14 protein-coding genes are annotated in these 15,260 nt (G+C 58.0%); 3 read left to right on the plus strand and 11 right to left on the minus strand.

The annotated features are described in order from the left end of the window. Positions 1-741 carry an SDR family NAD(P)-dependent oxidoreductase gene (locus tag BLU24_RS15915; RefSeq protein WP_093101793.1) on the minus strand — a complete coding sequence of 247 codons (741 nt, stop codon included), beginning with the start codon at positions 739-741 and terminating at the stop codon, positions 1-3. A 155-nt stretch (positions 742-896) separates the two neighbouring features. Here BLU24_RS15915 and BLU24_RS15920 point away from each other — a divergent pair, with 155 nt between their 5' ends. Beyond that, complete coding sequence (locus BLU24_RS15920; protein ID WP_093101794.1) at positions 897-1,499, plus strand: TetR/AcrR family transcriptional regulator; 603 nt, start codon at positions 897-899, stop codon at positions 1,497-1,499. Between the two features lie 31 nt (positions 1,500-1,530). Here BLU24_RS15920 and BLU24_RS15925 read toward each other — a convergent pair whose 3' ends face one another. From BLU24_RS15925 to BLU24_RS15935, 3 genes are read right to left on the minus strand one after another with little or no spacing between them, the layout of a single operon-like run. Then, on the minus strand, positions 1,531-2,508 hold the full coding sequence (locus BLU24_RS15925) for a saccharopine dehydrogenase family protein (RefSeq protein WP_093101795.1): 978 nt from the start codon (positions 2,506-2,508) through the stop codon (positions 1,531-1,533). Continuing rightward, the gene (locus tag BLU24_RS15930; RefSeq protein WP_093101796.1) at positions 2,505-2,906 is read right to left on the minus strand and encodes a VOC family protein; all 402 of its coding nucleotides are present in this window, start codon (positions 2,904-2,906) and stop codon (positions 2,505-2,507) included. Before BLU24_RS15930 ends, BLU24_RS15925 begins: the two co-directional genes overlap by 4 nt. A gap of 19 nt (positions 2,907-2,925) precedes the next feature. Beyond that, on the minus strand, positions 2,926-3,669 hold the full coding sequence (locus BLU24_RS15935) for an SDR family NAD(P)-dependent oxidoreductase (RefSeq protein WP_093106733.1): 744 nt from the start codon (positions 3,667-3,669) through the stop codon (positions 2,926-2,928). A 138-nt stretch (positions 3,670-3,807) separates the two neighbouring features. Between BLU24_RS15935 and BLU24_RS15940 the strand changes: the two genes are divergently transcribed. Next, a complete protein-coding gene (locus BLU24_RS15940; RefSeq protein ID WP_093101797.1) occupies positions 3,808-4,734 on the plus strand; it encodes an AraC family transcriptional regulator in 927 nt (308 codons plus the stop codon). Positions 4,735-5,172: 438 nt separating this feature from the next. Here BLU24_RS15940 and BLU24_RS15945 read toward each other — a convergent pair whose 3' ends face one another. The 3 genes from BLU24_RS15945 to BLU24_RS15955 all read right to left on the minus strand — a co-directional run bounded on the left by BLU24_RS15945 (position 5,173) and on the right by BLU24_RS15955 (position 7,976). Next, entirely contained in the window at positions 5,173-6,171 is a 999-nt protein-coding gene (locus BLU24_RS15945) for a quinone oxidoreductase family protein (RefSeq protein WP_093101798.1), read from the minus strand. Between the two features lie 113 nt (positions 6,172-6,284). After that, complete coding sequence (locus tag BLU24_RS15950; protein WP_093101799.1) at positions 6,285-7,256, minus strand: alpha/beta fold hydrolase; 972 nt, start codon at positions 7,254-7,256, stop codon at positions 6,285-6,287. A 75-nt stretch (positions 7,257-7,331) separates the two neighbouring features. Beyond that, the gene (locus BLU24_RS15955; protein WP_093101800.1) at positions 7,332-7,976 is read right to left on the minus strand and encodes a glutathione S-transferase; all 645 of its coding nucleotides are present in this window, start codon (positions 7,974-7,976) and stop codon (positions 7,332-7,334) included. A gap of 125 nt (positions 7,977-8,101) precedes the next feature. Here BLU24_RS15955 and BLU24_RS15960 point away from each other — a divergent pair, with 125 nt between their 5' ends. Further along, positions 8,102-8,638 (plus strand): TetR/AcrR family transcriptional regulator, encoded by a 537-nt coding sequence (locus tag BLU24_RS15960; RefSeq protein ID WP_093101801.1) that lies wholly within the window; start codon positions 8,102-8,104, stop codon positions 8,636-8,638. A gap of 173 nt (positions 8,639-8,811) precedes the next feature. Here the strand turns inward: BLU24_RS15960 and BLU24_RS15965 are convergent, their stop codons facing one another. From BLU24_RS15965 to BLU24_RS15980, 4 genes are all read right to left on the minus strand, one after another. Continuing rightward, positions 8,812-10,230: an efflux transporter outer membrane subunit gene (locus BLU24_RS15965; protein ID WP_093101802.1), complete on the minus strand. Its 1,419-nt coding sequence runs from the start codon at positions 10,228-10,230 to the stop codon at positions 8,812-8,814. Then, positions 10,230-13,421, minus strand: coding sequence for an efflux RND transporter permease subunit (locus BLU24_RS15970; protein WP_093101803.1), 3,192 nt, complete (start codon positions 13,419-13,421; stop codon positions 10,230-10,232). Before BLU24_RS15970 ends, BLU24_RS15965 begins: the two co-directional genes overlap by 1 nt. An 11-nt stretch (positions 13,422-13,432) precedes the next feature. After that, on the minus strand, positions 13,433-14,677 hold the full coding sequence (mexE, locus tag BLU24_RS15975; RefSeq protein ID WP_093101804.1) for a multidrug efflux RND transporter periplasmic adaptor subunit MexE: 1,245 nt from the start codon (positions 14,675-14,677) through the stop codon (positions 13,433-13,435). A gap of 140 nt (positions 14,678-14,817) precedes the next feature. Further along, positions 14,818-15,096, minus strand: coding sequence for a LysR family transcriptional regulator (locus BLU24_RS15980; RefSeq protein WP_093101805.1), 279 nt, complete (start codon positions 15,094-15,096; stop codon positions 14,818-14,820). Positions 15,097-15,260 lie beyond the last annotated feature (164 nt).

The following is a 15,260-nucleotide window of genomic DNA, read 5'->3' on the forward strand; positions in this document are numbered from 1 at the left end:
TCAAACCTGAGAAGCTCCACCGTCGGCGAACAGCTCGGCACCATTGACATAGCTCGACGCCTCGCTCGCCAGAAAGAGCGCAGCTTGGCCGATCTCGTGTGCCTGGCCGATCCGGCCGAGGGTGCTCTTCTCATTTAGCAAATCGATTACCTGTGGCGCGTTTTCACCAAGCACGGCCCGTAGGGACGGGGTGTCCACCGGCCCGGGGCTGAGTAAGTTAATGCGTACACCCGATCCTTTGATGTCGAGAATCCAGCTCCTCACCAACGCGCGTAGTGCGGCCTTGGTTGCTCCGTACACGCTCATACCAGGTCCAGGGTTGATCGAAGAAGTCGAGCCGATAATGACAACGCTGCTCCCCTCGCTCATCAGCGGTAACGCCCCCTGAACCGTAAAGGTGGTGCCTTTGACGTTGGTCGCGAACACCCGATCGAAGCCCGCGTCGGTGATTGCACCTAGAGGCTCGATTTCACCCATCCCGGCGTTAGCGATCAATACATCGATACGACCGTGGACCGCACCGATATGCTTGAACAGTTCCCCTAGGGAGGCTGGGTCCGAGATATTAGTCCGCACCGCAGAAACATTCCCACCGAGGCGACTTGCTGCTTCGTCTAGCTGAGGCTGGCGGCGCCCGGTAATGATCAGATCCGCACCCTGGCTGACGAATGCTTCGGCGATTGCGAAGCCGAGGCCCGAAGAACCGCCAGTAACCAGCACGACCTTGTTTCTGAATTGCATGGGATGAACCTCAACTGTCGTATATGTAGTGAACACTACATAGGAAGAACGTCCTCTGCAAATTATTTAGTGAGTACTAAATAAAAGGAGCAACCGAAGCGTTTGAACTTGCATGTAGCGATCGCTACAGTGGCGTATTACCTAGAGAAATAGCCATGAACGAAAAACCCAGACAGCGCCGTTCCGCCTTTGACCGGGAGCAAGGGATAGCCATCGCACAAGCACTGTTTCACCAGCGTGGATACGACGCTGTCAGCCTGACCGACCTGACCGAGGCAATGAATATCAAGCCGCCGAGCTTTTACGCAGCCTATGGAAGCAAGGCCGAACTGTTCGAACGAGCAATGCATCGCTATGCCGCAGAAAACGCGCTGCCAATGGACAGACTGCTGGCACCGGATCGACCTCCCGCCGAAGCGCTAACCTCGCTGCTGATTGCCGCTGCGCAGCAGTACGGGCGAGATAGCGCTTTGCGTGGTTGCCTGATCACCGAAGGCCTGCGTGCGGACGATCCGGTCGCTCGAAACATGGCGGAGAAATTCGGCGACGCTGGAATCCAGGCGATCCGCCGGTATCTGGACCAAGTCTGCCCGGACGCTGCGCAGACCTGGGCTGACTACATCCTGGTCACCCTGCGGGGGCTGTCTGCAGCGGCATGCAGCGGGATGTCCAGCGAGCGCTTGGTGAACGTCGCACGGATTGCCGGCAGGTGGCTTGCCCATGAGTTCGAGGCAGACGACAGCGCAGTGGAATCCTGAGTAAACAACATCTGCACTATCGTCCGATCAATCAGTAATCAGTGATGGTCGTACCGCCGATGCTCTCGGCGAATGAGCCGCCCAGCAGCTTTGCCGGTGTCTCAAAACCCGGTCTTCGCACGCCGTTCAATACTTGGCGTGCCGCCTCCATGGCAGCAATCGGCGTATAGGTGTAACCGTTGACGGTTTCGATCACTGAACGTGCCACAGTGCCGTCAGCGCCAGTTACCTCGGCCACTGCCCGAGCGCGATGAGCTTCGCGCTGTTGCGCGTTCGGCCCCTCGGGAATTTTTGAAAGATCTCCGTCAGGTAATGGATCACCGGAAAAATGTACAAACATTGCAATATTGGGAATGCCGGTGGAGCGCCAGCCGGTGACCAGATCACCGAACGACAAAGGCACGCAAAGCTCCTGGCCGTCGCCAAAATCGAAGTGTCGCGGTTGCGCATCGGGAGTTGAAAGAAGCGCTCCATCAATCCGGGCCAGCAGCCCCGCTCCAACAATTTCGCTAACACTCAGTGCTGACCCACGTGAAATGGAACCCGCGACCTGTAGTGCAATGTTCAACGACTGCGGATATTTCACCCGACGAGCGACATGCACCGCCAGGCAGTCGGTCGGCACTACGTCCCAACCGACGCCAGGTAGGAGCATGACCCCTGCCCCTGCCGCCTCATCGCCCAATTGCTCGGCCAACCGATATACGTTGATCTCGGCCGTGATATCCAGATAATCGACTCCAGCCTTGATACAGAGCCACATCAAGGCGTCAGCTGTCCGCGCGAAGGGGCCGGCAAAGTTCACCAGCAGGCCAATGCCTTCCAGGCATTGTGTCGACGGGGCATGAGGGGAAAACACGCGATAAGGAACGTCCAACTGTGCAGCCAGAGCGCGCAGCTTGTCGTGGCTGCGCCCGGCGATGACAACGTCCAGTCCCTGCGCCACTGCATAGTCGGTCGCCATGCGCCCGACGTAGCCGGTTGCGCCATAAATCATCAATTTTTTCATTGTGCGTGCTGCCAGTTCTTGTAAACGAATTCCAGGCTGTATCCGTCAGGATCCAGAACATTGGCCGCGTAGTAGTTGGGGTCGTAGTGCAGACGCGCCCCCGGTGCGCCTTGATCGACGGCGTCCTGAGCCAACGCTGCCGCATAGGCCGCCGCAACCTGAGCTTTACTGTCTGCGACGAAACCGACATGTACCGCTCGGCCTTCGACTTCACCCTGACGCAGCCAGAAAAACATCCGGCCCTTGGCGCCGAAACCTTTCAGGTCCGGATGCCCAGGCGGACCGTCCTTGCCATCGTAGTCCAAGCGCGCGGTGATACCCAGCGGCGCCAACGTAGCTTCGTAGAAACGGATAGAGCGCTCAATGTCACTCACAGACAGAAAAATATGATCCAGCATGGCAACGTCTCCCGATCGTTCAGATGATGTAGCCGCCCGCGACTTCGATGGTCTGGGCATTGATCCAGGCCCCGTCTTGGGACAGCAACATGGCAATGACGCGGGCCACATCTTCGGGCTCACCGACTCTGCCTAGCGCCGTTTGCTCAGCCAGCATCGCCTCAAACTCATCATTGAGCCCGCCACCTAACTCGGTTCGAATCGCCCCAGGTGAAACCGCATTGACACGTATGCGCCGATCACCGAACTCTTTGGCCATGTAGCGCGTGAGCACTTCCAGTCCACCTTTGAACGCCGCATACGGCGCCACCCCGGAGGTGGCCACGCGTGTAGTAGCGCTGGTCAGATTGACGATGCTGGCGTTCTCCTCCAGTAATGGCAGCAAGGTCTGCGTCAGAAAGAAAGGGCCTTTCAGATGGACTTTGAAAAGACCATCAAACTGAGCCTCGCTGACCGACGCCAGCGGGTTGAACAGGCCATAGCCGGCGTTATTAACTAAACCTGAGAGGGTGCTTGTGCCCCATGTCTCCCGGAGCACTAACAGGATGGCATCGCGGAACCCTTTGAAACTTTCCACATCCGCCACGTCGAGATTAAGCGCAACGCCCTTGCCGCCCGCTCGTTCAATGCGTCGCACCACATCATCCGCATCGTCCGGATGCTGGTTGTAAGTAAGAATGACACCCATACCCCACCGGGCGGCGTGTTCTGCTGCACTCGCACCGATCCCTCGACTGCCTCCGGTAATGACGATAACGCCCATGACGTACTCCTCGACTGCTTGAATGAGCCTCCACATTAAGGGCGCTGGTCACTGCGGACGCAGCCGTTCCTACTCGAAATCTGCCTGTTTCTACTTTTCGCTTGCGTTGCTCCTGCTGTGACATTCAGCATGGCCAGCATGAACGAACAACTTAACGAACTCCGCATCCTCGCCGCCAAGGCCGAAAAACGCCGCACAGAGACGGGCATTCCCCGCGTCGCTATGGTCCAAGGCAAAATCCCCGAGCATATGCTGGCGGCAGTCTATGACCCGATGATCAACTTGATTCTGCAGGGCAGCAAAACCATGACCGTGGGCGACCGCACGCTGCGATACGACCCTGCGACCTATTTCGTCATGTCGATTCAGTTGCCTGCGGTGGGCGCGGTGCACCCTGCGGCAACGGGCGAACCCTATCTGGCCATAAGCCTCACGCTTGATCCCACCGTGTTATCAACCTTGCTGGCTGACCTGCCCAAACCTGTCGGCCGCCATGAAAGCGACCCGGGCTTTTCGGTGGCGGCCGTTACGACCGAATTAATGGACGCATGGGTGCGCATGTTGCGATTGATGGGCAACCCGGAAGCTATCGCAGCCCTGGCGCCTGTTTATGAACGCGAGATACTGTTTCGCGTGCTGCAAGGCCCCCACGGCTGGATGCTGCGAGAGATCGCAGCGCCCGATACCGCCATGGCCAGAGTGAACACAGCCATTCAATGGATCCGTCGAGATTTTGCGCAGCCGATCAGGGTGGAAAGCTTGGCTCAGAAAGCGGCAATGAGCGTCTCGGCCTTCCATCGCCACTTCAAAGCGGTGACGACGTTGAGTCCATTGCAGTATCACAAACGAGTGCGCTTACTTCAGGCGCGGATGCTCATGGTAGCCAGCGGCAGGAGCGTCATGGCGGCAGCTTTCGAGGTGGGCTACGAAAGCCCAACGCAGTTTAGTCGAGACTATACGAAGGTATTTGGGCTTTCACCTGCGAAGGATGCAGGAAGAATTCTCGGAAAAACGAAGGTTCCACAATCTGACGGGGGCAGGAAACTGGCTCCCTTCAAGACTTAGATTTCAGGCTAATGGGGGGGGTTGTAATCGAGCAATTGCTGGCGTTCATGTATAACAGGTTTCGCCTAGAAGCGGCCGTTCGCAAGTGGCCGCTAACGGCCAGAAGCAGCCTATCAGGTCCGCCATCGGTAGACGAACCGCCATAATCGCAACGCTAATATCGGGCCACTCTTAATGAGGACGGCGTGACGCGTGTGCGCAAGACCTTATCCTTTATAGACCTAGAAAGGCTATGTGACCGCACTAATGCATTGATCGTCCCACGCGAGCACCAGTCCGAGCGTCAACATCTTGCATTGCCATTGAAACCGTGATGCCGCATAGCGTCCTCTTCTCGTGAGGACATATTTACTGATGAATGTTTGTCCGCCTGATCAACGCCACAGCCCCCCTACATCATTAATTCGCGAGAAAACTCAGGGAATCGGAGATTCACTCTTAGAGGTTTGGATCCAGCACAATGACGCCTTGCACTTCCCTTCGCTCCAATAAGGCGTGCGCCAGCCCTGCTTCGCTCAGGGGTAACGTCGCGCCGATGACTGGTCTGATCACTCCGCCTGAAACGCCATCAGCGAGGAATTGCAAAGCTTCGCGAATCAAAGTAGGGCGCTGGAAGAACGTCGGCAGGTACATGCCGGTCAAGGTTTGCGCTTTGGCCATCAACCGACGAGGCGCCAATGCCTCGCCTGGCCCCCGCGTGGAGCCTACCACCACACAACGCCCCAGCATGGCGAGACACTCAAAATTCTGATCGAACACTTCGCCGCCGATGGTTTCGAGGATCACATCGACTCCACGCCCCTCGGTCAATTTAAGCACCCGCTCCGGCCACTGGGGAGTGTCGTAGCTAATGGCATAGTCGGCCCCGAGGCTGCGCACGAATGCGCGTCGATTTTCAGTGCTGGCCGTACCGAAAACTGTCTGTGCGCCCATGGCTTTTGCAATCTGCACAGCCAGACTGCCAAGCCCCCCGGCGGCGCCTTGGATCAAAACGCTTTCACCTGACTGTAAATGCGCGCATGTGCGTAGAGCGAGGAACGCAGTCACCCCCTGACAAGGTAAACCCGCCATGGCGACGTCGTTTACCGACTCATCCAGCATTACCAGCATGTCAGCACGGGCAATAGCCTGCTGTGCGTATGCGCCCTTGGGCATCAAGGCCATGACCTTGCGCCCGATAACGGCACGGTCAACGCCCGCTCCTGTTTTTGAAACGCGTCCGACCACCTGAAGTCCGGATACATGCGGCAGCGTGACACCACCAACGCGTGTTTCGGGCCGGTTATACATGCCTAACCGTTCACGAATATCCGGAAAATTCACCCCAATCGCGGAGGTTTCTATCAATACTTCTCCCGGCCGCGGCACGGGCGTTGGCAAGTCGACGTACTCGAGTACTTCGGGGCCGCCGAAGCTACGGAACTGAATCGCTTTCATATTTTGAGATCCTGGATTCTTCGCTCGTCAGATCTGTAGACGCAGGCCTGACTTGGAGCCTAATCGGTCGTGCGGCATGTACTGCCGAGCAAATCGTCAGTGCTTTGTTTCGATTACTTCACCCCATTGAGAAACAGCGTGGCGTGTTTCAAAAATAGATCCGGGTATTGATAGATCGCGCCATGGTTTGAATCCGGGTAGATCACCAACTGGGCGTTGGGCAAACTCTGCTGCAAGGTCACGTCATTAACTGTGTAGAAGACAATGTCATGGCTGCCGGCGACTACCATCGTCGGTTGCTTGATGCCTTTCAGGTAGTCGTTGGCGTTGCCGGCTGGCGCCCCCCAACCAGCGATGGCGGCTGCTTGTGCGGGTGCAGTCTTGCTATCGACATCAACATCGCGATTGACCCTACGTGAGCGCAGACGGGAAAGGAATTCGCGTCCGGCGGCCTGGCTTTCTACGGTCTGGGTAAAGAAAACGTCCAGCAACAGTTCATCCGGTACGGCACGCTTTTTCGCCAGGTAGCCCTGAAATTCCGGCGTCAGCGAGTCCATACCAACTCCACCGCGAGGTGATGAACCGACCAGAATCAGGCGACGGACGAGGTTCGGATGATCAAGCGTCACTTGCTGTGCGATCAGACTGCCCATGGAAAAGCCGAGCAAGTCAGCCTTTTTCACGTTCAGTGCCTGCAGCAGGCCGGAGGCATATTTGGCCATGCCTTCGATGGTGTTCGGTACTTCACCGCTGGAACTGGCGACGCCGGCATTGTCGAAAAGGATAATTTCACGATCACGGGCAAAACCGTCGATGACTTTGGGATCCCAGCTGTCTAGGTTGCCAACGAAATGCTGGAGAAATACCAGTGGCACGGCACTGGGTTTGCCGAAGCGACGATATGCCAGGCGCGCACCCTCGACTTCGATGAACTGGGTCGGAGCGGTTTGATGGGTGTAGCTATGTGCAGCTTTTTTTTCTGCTGGGGTGCTGCTGGCCTGAACAGTCAATGTCGAGCACGCAGTCGTCAGCGCGACGATGGCCAGGGTATGGCGCATCGCCCATCGGATGTTGAAAAGGGTCATATAGAGGAACCTGAAAAAAACGAGTAGGTTTAGGTCCGCCCTGACTGTTTTCCAGTTGGGGCGGAGGAGCAAGGATCAGGCGGGATTTTTTACGCTTGGGCGTTGCTGCACTTTCGCCTGCCATGCCAGGAGCGCGCTGCACTGATTGGGGATGGCAATACTGGCGAAACCGGCGAAGATCAGCCCGGCATACACCGTGATGTCGGCCATGGAAAATTGCTCACCGGCGATGTATGGCTGACTGCGCAAGAGCTGATCGAAGTAGTGCATGCCGGCAACTGCTTTGTCGCGCTGACGGTTGCCCCACTCGATACGACCTTCCCATTCAGGACTCTTGTAGGGCTGCAGCGCGGCACCGAGCCCCGGCGTGGCGTGGTGGAAGTAATAGCCGACCGGATCCGCCAGCTCGGACTCTGCGCGCTTTTGCATCATGTGGATAATGGCCTTTTCCTTCGGCGTCTTGCCGGTGAGAATCGGGTTGCCGTCCAGATTGTCCAGATACTCGGTGATTGCGGTACATTCGCTGATGTTGGTGCCGTCATCCAGTTGCAGCACCGGGACGGTACCCAACGGGTTGATCGTCAGGAACGCGGGTTGCTTGTGTTCCGCAGCAGGCAGGTCGACCTTAATGAACTCTACTTGCGAGCCCAGCCCTTTTTCGGCGAGAACAATACGAATGCGCAGCGGGTTAGGAAAACCAGGGATATCAAAAATCTTCATACGAGCTCCATAACTATCCATCTACCTATCGATAGGTATAAGCTACGGCAAGAACATTTTCACTGTCAACGTCTATCTATCGATAGGGAGATTTATTTGTGACGACGGATACACGAGAAACGATCATGTCGGCTGCCCGAAAGATGGTGCAGACCCGGGGCTACAACGGCTTGAGCTTTCGTGAGCTCGCCAAGGAAGTCGGCATCAAAAGCGCGAGCATCCACTACCACTTCCCTACCAAAGGCGACTTGGGCGCGGCTTTAGCCAAACGTTACACCGAGGATGGGCTTGAATACCTTGCTGGCTTACGGGCCGATTCCGACGACCTGAATGTGTGGATCAAGGGCTACACGGACATCTTTCGCATGGCTTTGGTCAACGACAATCGCATGTGCCTGTGCGGGATCATGTCTGCCGAATACGATGACTTGCCACCAGAGGTAAGGACAGAGGTCGACGGTTTCACCGAACTGAATGTGCGCTGGCTGACGGAAGTGTTGTCGGTTTGCCGGCCACAGCTGAGCCTTGAGGAACGACAGGAACAAGCGCTGGCGATCTATGCGGCTGTGGAGGGAGCTCAATTGATCGCTCGCGGGCGGGCTGACATCAGTGTCTTTGACAGAACAATCGCGACGTATCGCTCGGCAGGCCTATTACCTTAAGTTGCCGCAGTTCTCGACACGCCTTGCCTGTGGAGTCCAGACCAGCAGCGATGGTGTGAGCAATCGCTGCTGGAATCATAATGACGAACGATCAGGCGAGGTAAACGCTGCACCTTCTCTAAATCGCTTCTGATATTGTGCCAAAGATTCCGCCAGGGGTTTCGATCGGTATATCAATAAACGCTCGCGACCCTGCCGTCACCGCTGTCCCAACCACCACCCAACGCTTTATAGATCGCGACGATGCCACGGTACTGATCGGTTTCACCCAGTGCCTGAGCATCTTCGGCGTTGAGCCGCTCGCGCTGCGCATCCAGCAGCACCAGATAATCCACGGTTCCTTCCTTGTACTGGATGGCCGCAAGGTCGGCAGCGGCGCGGCTCGATTCGCTTTGTTTGATCAACGACAACAAGCGTTGTTGGCGTTTGCCATAGTCGCTGAAGGCGTTTTCAGACTCTTCCAGCGCCAGCAGCACTTGCTGTTCATAGGTCGCCAGCGCGCCTTCGGCATTGGCGTCGGCACCGCGAATGCGCGCCCGCACGCTGCCCAGATCAAATGCTGCCCAGGTGATGTTCGGTCCCAGACTCCAGGCCCTGGCGGCACTGGAACCAATCTGCGAACCACGGCCGGCGGTGAAACCAAGGAAACCGCTCAGGCTCACGCGCGGGAACAAGTCGGCGGTGGCCACACCGATATCCGCAGTGGAGGAAGCCAGCCTGCGCTCGGCGGCAAGCACATCCGGGCGCCGACGCAGCAGCTCTGCGGGATCACCAATTGTCAGCACTTTGGCGATGGCTGGCAACTCGGCGGGGTTCAACGACACGCTCAACGTATTCGGACGCTCACCCAGCAGCGTGGCGATGCGGTTTTTCTGCCGCACCTGCTCCGCTTGAAGTTGCGGCACCGTAGCCTCGACCGCAGCCAGACGTGCATCGGCGCGCACTACGTCGAGTTCATTACCCGCACCCGCATCGCGCAGGCTGACCGTCACGCTGCGCGAATCCTGCTGGTTCTTCAGGTTGGCCAGGGCGATCTTTTCCCGCAGTTGTGCGCCGCGCAATTGGCCATAGGCGTCCACCAACTCGGCAATCATCGTCACGCGCAGTTGATACAAGTCTGCGGCGGCAGCATCTTCCTGAGCGTCGCTGGATTCCAGTTGGCGCTGGATGCGACCGAACAGATCGACTTCCCAGGCCATGTCGAGGCCAAGATCATAGCGTTCCTGATTGACGCGGCTTTCGGTCTGACCGGGCACTTGGCCCTTTCCTTGTTGGCTGCTGACGCGGCTGGTAACCACCGGCAAATTGTCGTTGCTGACGTCGTCCCGAATCGCTCGGGCCGCTTTCCAGCGGGCGAACGCCACGCGCAGATCGCGGTTACCTTCCAGGGATTTGCTCACCAACTGGTTGAGCGTGGGGTCATCGAATTGCTGCCACCACACCGTTTCAAACCGCGATTGATCGTAGTGCCCGCCCTGGATCGACACGATAGTGGCCGGCGCGGTGTCAGGCGTCTTGTAGTCGGGACCGACCGTACACGCGGCGAGCGCAACGACGAGAAGGCTGGGAAAAAAAAGCTTCAAGGTGTTCATCAGTGTGCCTCCGGATGCAATGCGGTTGTTGGGTGAACCTTGGCGACCTTGCGTGCGTTTTTGCGCTCAATGGAGCGACGAATCAGCACGAAGAACACCGGCGTCAGCAGCAAGCCGAAGAAAGTTACGCCGAGCATCCCGGAGAACACCGCAACCCCCATCGCCCGGCGCATTTCGGAGCCGGCACCAGTGGACGTCACCAGCGGAATCACACCCATGATGAAGGCGAACGAGGTCATCAGGATCGGCCGCAACCGCATGCGGCAAGCCTCCAGCACCGCATCCAGCGGCGACATGCCCTGCTCCTGTTTGTCCTTGGCGAACTCGACGATCAGGATCGCGTTCTTGCAGGCCAGACCAACCAGCACGATCAGGCCGATCTGGGTAAAGATGTTGTTGTCGCCCTTGGAAATGATCACCCCGGCAATCGCCGACAGCAGGGTCATCGGCACGATCAGGATCACCGCCAATGGCAGGCTCCAGCTTTCATACAGCGCCGCCAGCACCAGGAACGCCAACAACACGCAGAGCGGGAACACCAGCAACGCGGTGTTGCCGGACAGGATCTGTTGGTAGGTCAGGTCGGTCCATTCGTAGGTCATGCCATTCGGCAATTCTTCTTTCAGCAGTTTTTCAATCGCCGCCTGGGCCTGGCCGGAGCTGTAGCCTGGCGCAGCGCTGCCGTTGATTTCGGCGGTGACGAAACCGTTGTAGTGCGAGACGCGGTCAGGCCCCGAACTAGGGCTGATCTTGACGAAGGTGGCCAACGGGATCATCTCGCCGCGGTCGTTGCGCACCTTCAATTGGCCGATCTGTTCCGGCTCCTGGCGGAACTGTTGTTCGGCCTGTACGTTGACCTGGTAGGTCCGCCCGAAACGGTTGAAGTCGTTGGCATACAGCGAGCCCAGGTACACCTGCAACGTGTCGAAAATGTGGTTGATCGCCACGCCGTGGGTCTTGGCTTTTTCGCGGTCAATGGCGGCTTCGATCTGCGGCACGTTGATCGTGTAACTGGTGAACAGGTTGGCCAGCTCCGGAACGCTGCGGCTCTTGTTGATGATGTTCATGGTTTCTTTGTACAGCTCGTCGTAACCCAGGTTGCCCCGGTCCTCGATCTGCAAACGGAACCCGCCGATGGTGCCCAAGCCTTGCACTGGCGGCGGCGGAAACACCGCGATGTAGGCGTCCTGGATGCTGCCGAACTTGGCGTTCAGCGAAGCGGAAATCGCCCCGGCTGACAGGCTCGGATCCTTGCGCTCATCGAACGGCCGCAAACCGATGAAGGCGATGCCGGCATTCGGACTGTTTGTGAAGCCGTTGATCGAAAGGCCCGGGAAGGCCACGGCGCTGTCGAAGCCCGGTTCGTTCATGGCGATGGTGCTCATGCGCCGGATCACGTTTTCGGTGCGATCCAGGCTCGCGGCGTCCGGCAATTGGGCGAAAGTCACTAGGTACTTCTTGTCCTGGGTCGGCACAAAACCGGTCGGCGTGGTGCTGAAGCCCATGTAGGTCAAGGCGATCAGACCTGCGTATATCAGCAACGCCACGCTGCTGCCGCGAATGATCTTGGCCACGGCAATCACATAGCCATGGCTGGCCTTATCGAAGAAGCGGTTGAAAGGTTTGAACAGCCAGCCACCAAGCAGGCGATCCAACACTTTGGAGAAACGGTCCTTCGGTGCGCCGTGTGCCTTGAGCAACACGGCGGCCAGGGCCGGTGACAAGGTCAAGGAGTTGAACGCAGAGATCACCGTAGAGATCGCAATCGTCAACGCAAACTGCTTGTAGAACTGCCCGGTCAAGCCGGAAATAAAGGCTGCGGGTACGAACACCGCACACAACACCAGCGCCGTGGCAATGATCGGACCGGTCACCTCGCCCATGGCTTTTTTGGTCGCCTCGACCGGTTCCAGCCCCGACTCGATGTTCCGTTCGACGTTCTCCACCACCACGATCGCATCGTCCACCACGATCCCGATCGCCAGCACGAGGCCGAACAGCGACAGCGCATTCAACGAGAAGCCGAACAGGTGCATCACGGCAAACGTACCGATCAGCGACACCGGCACCGCGACCAGCGGAATGATCGAGGCGCGCCAGGTTTGCAGGAACAGGATCACCACCAGTACCACGAGAATCAATGCTTCGAACAGGGTGTGAACCACTGCCTCGATCGAACTGCGCACGAAGATCGTCGGGTCATAGACAATTTCGTAGTCCATGCCTTCCGGGAAACTCTTCTTCAGTTCCGCCATCTTCGCCCGCACCTGGTTGGAGATGTCGATCGCATTCGAGCCCGGACGCTGGAAGATCGGCATCGCCACCGCTTCCTCGTTGTTGAGCAAGGCGCGCAAGGCGTATTGGTTGGAGCCCAACTCGACCCGGGCGATGTCTTTCAGACGCGTGATCTCGCCATCCGGACCGCTGCGGATAATGACGTTCTCGAACTCTTCTTCACTGACCAAACGCCCCTGGGAGTTGATCGACATCTGGAAGCTCGTGGCATTCGGTGCCGGCGGCGAACCCAGTTGTCCTGCAGCGACCTGACGGTTCTGCTCGCGCACCGCGTTAACTACGTCGGTTGCGGTCAGATTGCGCGAAGCGGTCTTGTTCGGATCGAGCCAGATACGCAGCGAGTAATCACCGATACCGAACATCTTCACATCGCCGATACCGTCGAGGCGCGACAGCTCATCCTTGACGTTGAGGATCGCGTAGTTCGACAGGTAGAGCATGTCGTAGCGCTTGTCCGGTGCCACCAGATGCACCAGCAAGGTCAGCTCGGGAGAAGCCTTGTCGACGGTAATACCTATGCGCGTCACTTCCTCTGGCAGCTTGGGTTCGGTGCGGGTCACACGGTTCTGCACTTGGACCTGGGCGTTGTCCAGATCGGTGCCCAAAGCGAATGTCACGGTCAGGGTCAGTCGGCCGTCAGCGGTGGATTGCGAGGACATGTACAACATGTTCTCGACGCCGGTGATCGCCTGCTCCAACGGCGCGGCCACGGTTTCACCGATGACTTTCGGGTTGGCGCCGGGGTAGTTGGCGTGGACCACCACGGTCGGTGGCACCACTTCCGGGTATTCGCTGATCGGTAACTGGAACAGCGAGATGGCTCCGGCGATCAGGATCAGCAGCGATAGCACTGCGGCGAAAATCGGCCGCGTGATAAAGAACTGGGAGAACTTCATGTCAGTGCTCCTTATCCGCGAGGTGCAGCGGCAGATTCAGCATTCACCAGCGCAGGCGATTTAGCTGAAGCCGGTTGATTGGCGGCTTCGATTGCCTGACGCTGGCGAGCCAGTGTGGTGACCGTTTCCGGGCTCGCCATCGGCGCGTCCTGCGGATCGATCAAAGCACCTGGGCGGACGCGCTGCAGGCCGTTGATGACGATGCGATCTTCTTTCTGCAAGCCGCTGCGCACGATGCGCAGGCCTTCCAGTTTCGGCCCCAGATCAACGCTGCGATAAACCGCTTTGTTGTCCTGGCCGACCACTAGCACGAATTTCTTGCCGAGGTCGGTGCCGACCGCTTCGTCTTTGATCAACAGACCGGGATACGCAGCGCTACCCACCAGTTTCAAGCGCGCATACAGACCAGGGGTGTATTGACCGCCAGCGTTATCAAAAACCGCACGGCCTCGGATGGTGCCGGTTTTCGGGTTTACCTGGTTGTCGACAAAATTCATCTGCCCAAGGTGCGTGTTGCCCTCCTCGTTCGAAAGCCCCATGTAGACCGGCGTGGTCTGGCCGCGCTGGCCCTGGCGGGAAAGCAGGCTGTACTTGAGGAACATGCGTTCGTCAGCATCGAAGTATGCGTAGACCTTGTCGGTGGAGACCACGCTGGTCAGCGCGGTCGTGTCGGCGGTGACAATGTTGCCGGCGGTGATTTCCGCGCGGCTGACACGACCGGTGATCGGCGCCGTGACGCGGGTAAAGCTGAGATTCAAACGCGCCAGATCCAGCTGCGCCTGGATCGCATCGACACCGGCCCGGGCTTCCTGCGCCGTGGTTGTGCGAGTGTCGGCGAGTTCGGCAGAGATCGCGTTGCTGCTTAACAGACGCTGTCCGCGCTGCGCCTCGTTGCTAGTGCGGATCAGCGTGGCGCGTGCCTGTTGCAACTGCGCCTCGATGCGATGCACTTCATGCTCGAACGGACGCGGATCAATCTGGAACAGCAAATCGCCCTTCTTCACCAGCACACCATCGGTAAAAGCCACGCGTTCGATCTGGCCCGTCACCCGTGGGCGAACCTCTACGGTTTCTGGTGCTTCCAGGCGAGCAGTGACTTCATCCCACTCGGTGATGGGTTGCTCAAGCACTTTCGCGACGGTAACGTGCGGCGCCCCGGGAACCTGAGCGGCATCGGGTGTGCGTTCACACGCAGCAAGCGCTACCAGCGCCAACGCGGCAAGGGGATAACGCAAAGGTTTGAGTGACTGTTCCATGGGTTGTGTCCGCCAGACGGTTTGGGAATTTGCGGATTCTCGGCCTCGCACGAGGTCACGACGAATCGAAGGGAGTGAAGTTGGCTATCACTAATAATGATAGCCATCATATTTAATGACAAAAAAAGGGATCAGCCCGGTTAAACCCTGGTGTCGGCGATCGCAGTACACACGCAATCCAACGCCGGCCCGAGCGTCTGTGCAGCACGCAATGCACGAGAGGTGGGCACCATTCGACGACCGATGCGCTCGAACAGAGGGTCGTTGAACAGCCTGCGCAAACGCACCAGCGCTGCGCTGACCGCTGGCTGACCAAGAGATAATTTTTCAGCGGCGCGGGTGAGGTTGCGCTCCTGAATAAGAGCTTCGAACACCACCAGCAGATTCAGATCGACACAGCGCAGATCATTACGTTTCATGGGGCCGGTCCACCGGAAAATTATTTGACTTGAGCTAAAGCCATGGGATCCGCGAGACTTCTACAGATGCCTAGACAGCCATTGCAGCAACTTTATATGACGAATATCATGAAAGCCAGCCCAGCAACATCGTTATGTCCAGGCGATGCCAACCTGGCCACAGG

Origin of the sequence: Pseudomonas sp. Z003-0.4C(8344-21), assembly GCF_900104975.1 — a bacterium.
GTDB lineage: Bacteria > Pseudomonadota > Gammaproteobacteria > Pseudomonadales > Pseudomonadaceae > Aquipseudomonas > Aquipseudomonas granadensis.

Bases quoted from the DNA above. Each gene is read 5' to 3' on its own strand.
- BLU24_RS15950 (WP_093101799.1), bottom strand. From the start codon at position 7,256: ATGACCCTTTTCAACATCCGATGGGCGATGCGCCATACCCTGGCCATC.
- BLU24_RS15925 (WP_093101795.1), bottom strand. From the start codon at position 2,508: ATGAAAAAATTGATGATTTATGGCGCAACCGGCTACGTCGGGCGCATG.
- BLU24_RS15965 (WP_093101802.1), bottom strand. From the start codon at position 10,230: ATGAACACCTTGAAGCTTTTTTTTCCCAGCCTTCTCGTCGTTGCGCTC.
- BLU24_RS15980 (WP_093101805.1), bottom strand. From the start codon at position 15,096: ATGAAACGTAATGATCTGCGCTGTGTCGATCTGAATCTGCTGGTGGTG.
- BLU24_RS15935 (WP_093106733.1), bottom strand. From the start codon at position 3,669: ATGGGCGTTATCGTCATTACCGGAGGCAGTCGAGGGATCGGTGCGAGT.
- BLU24_RS15960 (WP_093101801.1), top strand. From the start codon at position 8,102: ATGTCGGCTGCCCGAAAGATGGTGCAGACCCGGGGCTACAACGGCTTG.
- BLU24_RS15915 (WP_093101793.1), bottom strand. From the start codon at position 741: ATGCAATTCAGAAACAAGGTCGTGCTGGTTACTGGCGGTTCTTCGGGC.
- BLU24_RS15930 (WP_093101796.1), bottom strand. From the start codon at position 2,906: ATGCTGGATCATATTTTTCTGTCTGTGAGTGACATTGAGCGCTCTATC.
- BLU24_RS15970 (WP_093101803.1), bottom strand. From the start codon at position 13,421: ATGAAGTTCTCCCAGTTCTTTATCACGCGGCCGATTTTCGCCGCAGTG.
- BLU24_RS15945 (WP_093101798.1), bottom strand. From the start codon at position 6,171: ATGAAAGCGATTCAGTTCCGTAGCTTCGGCGGCCCCGAAGTACTCGAG.
- BLU24_RS15955 (WP_093101800.1), bottom strand. From the start codon at position 7,976: ATGAAGATTTTTGATATCCCTGGTTTTCCTAACCCGCTGCGCATTCGT.
- BLU24_RS15920 (WP_093101794.1), top strand. From the start codon at position 897: ATGAACGAAAAACCCAGACAGCGCCGTTCCGCCTTTGACCGGGAGCAA.
- mexE (WP_093101804.1), bottom strand. From the start codon at position 14,677: ATGGAACAGTCACTCAAACCTTTGCGTTATCCCCTTGCCGCGTTGGCG.
- BLU24_RS15940 (WP_093101797.1), top strand. From the start codon at position 3,808: ATGAACGAACAACTTAACGAACTCCGCATCCTCGCCGCCAAGGCCGAA.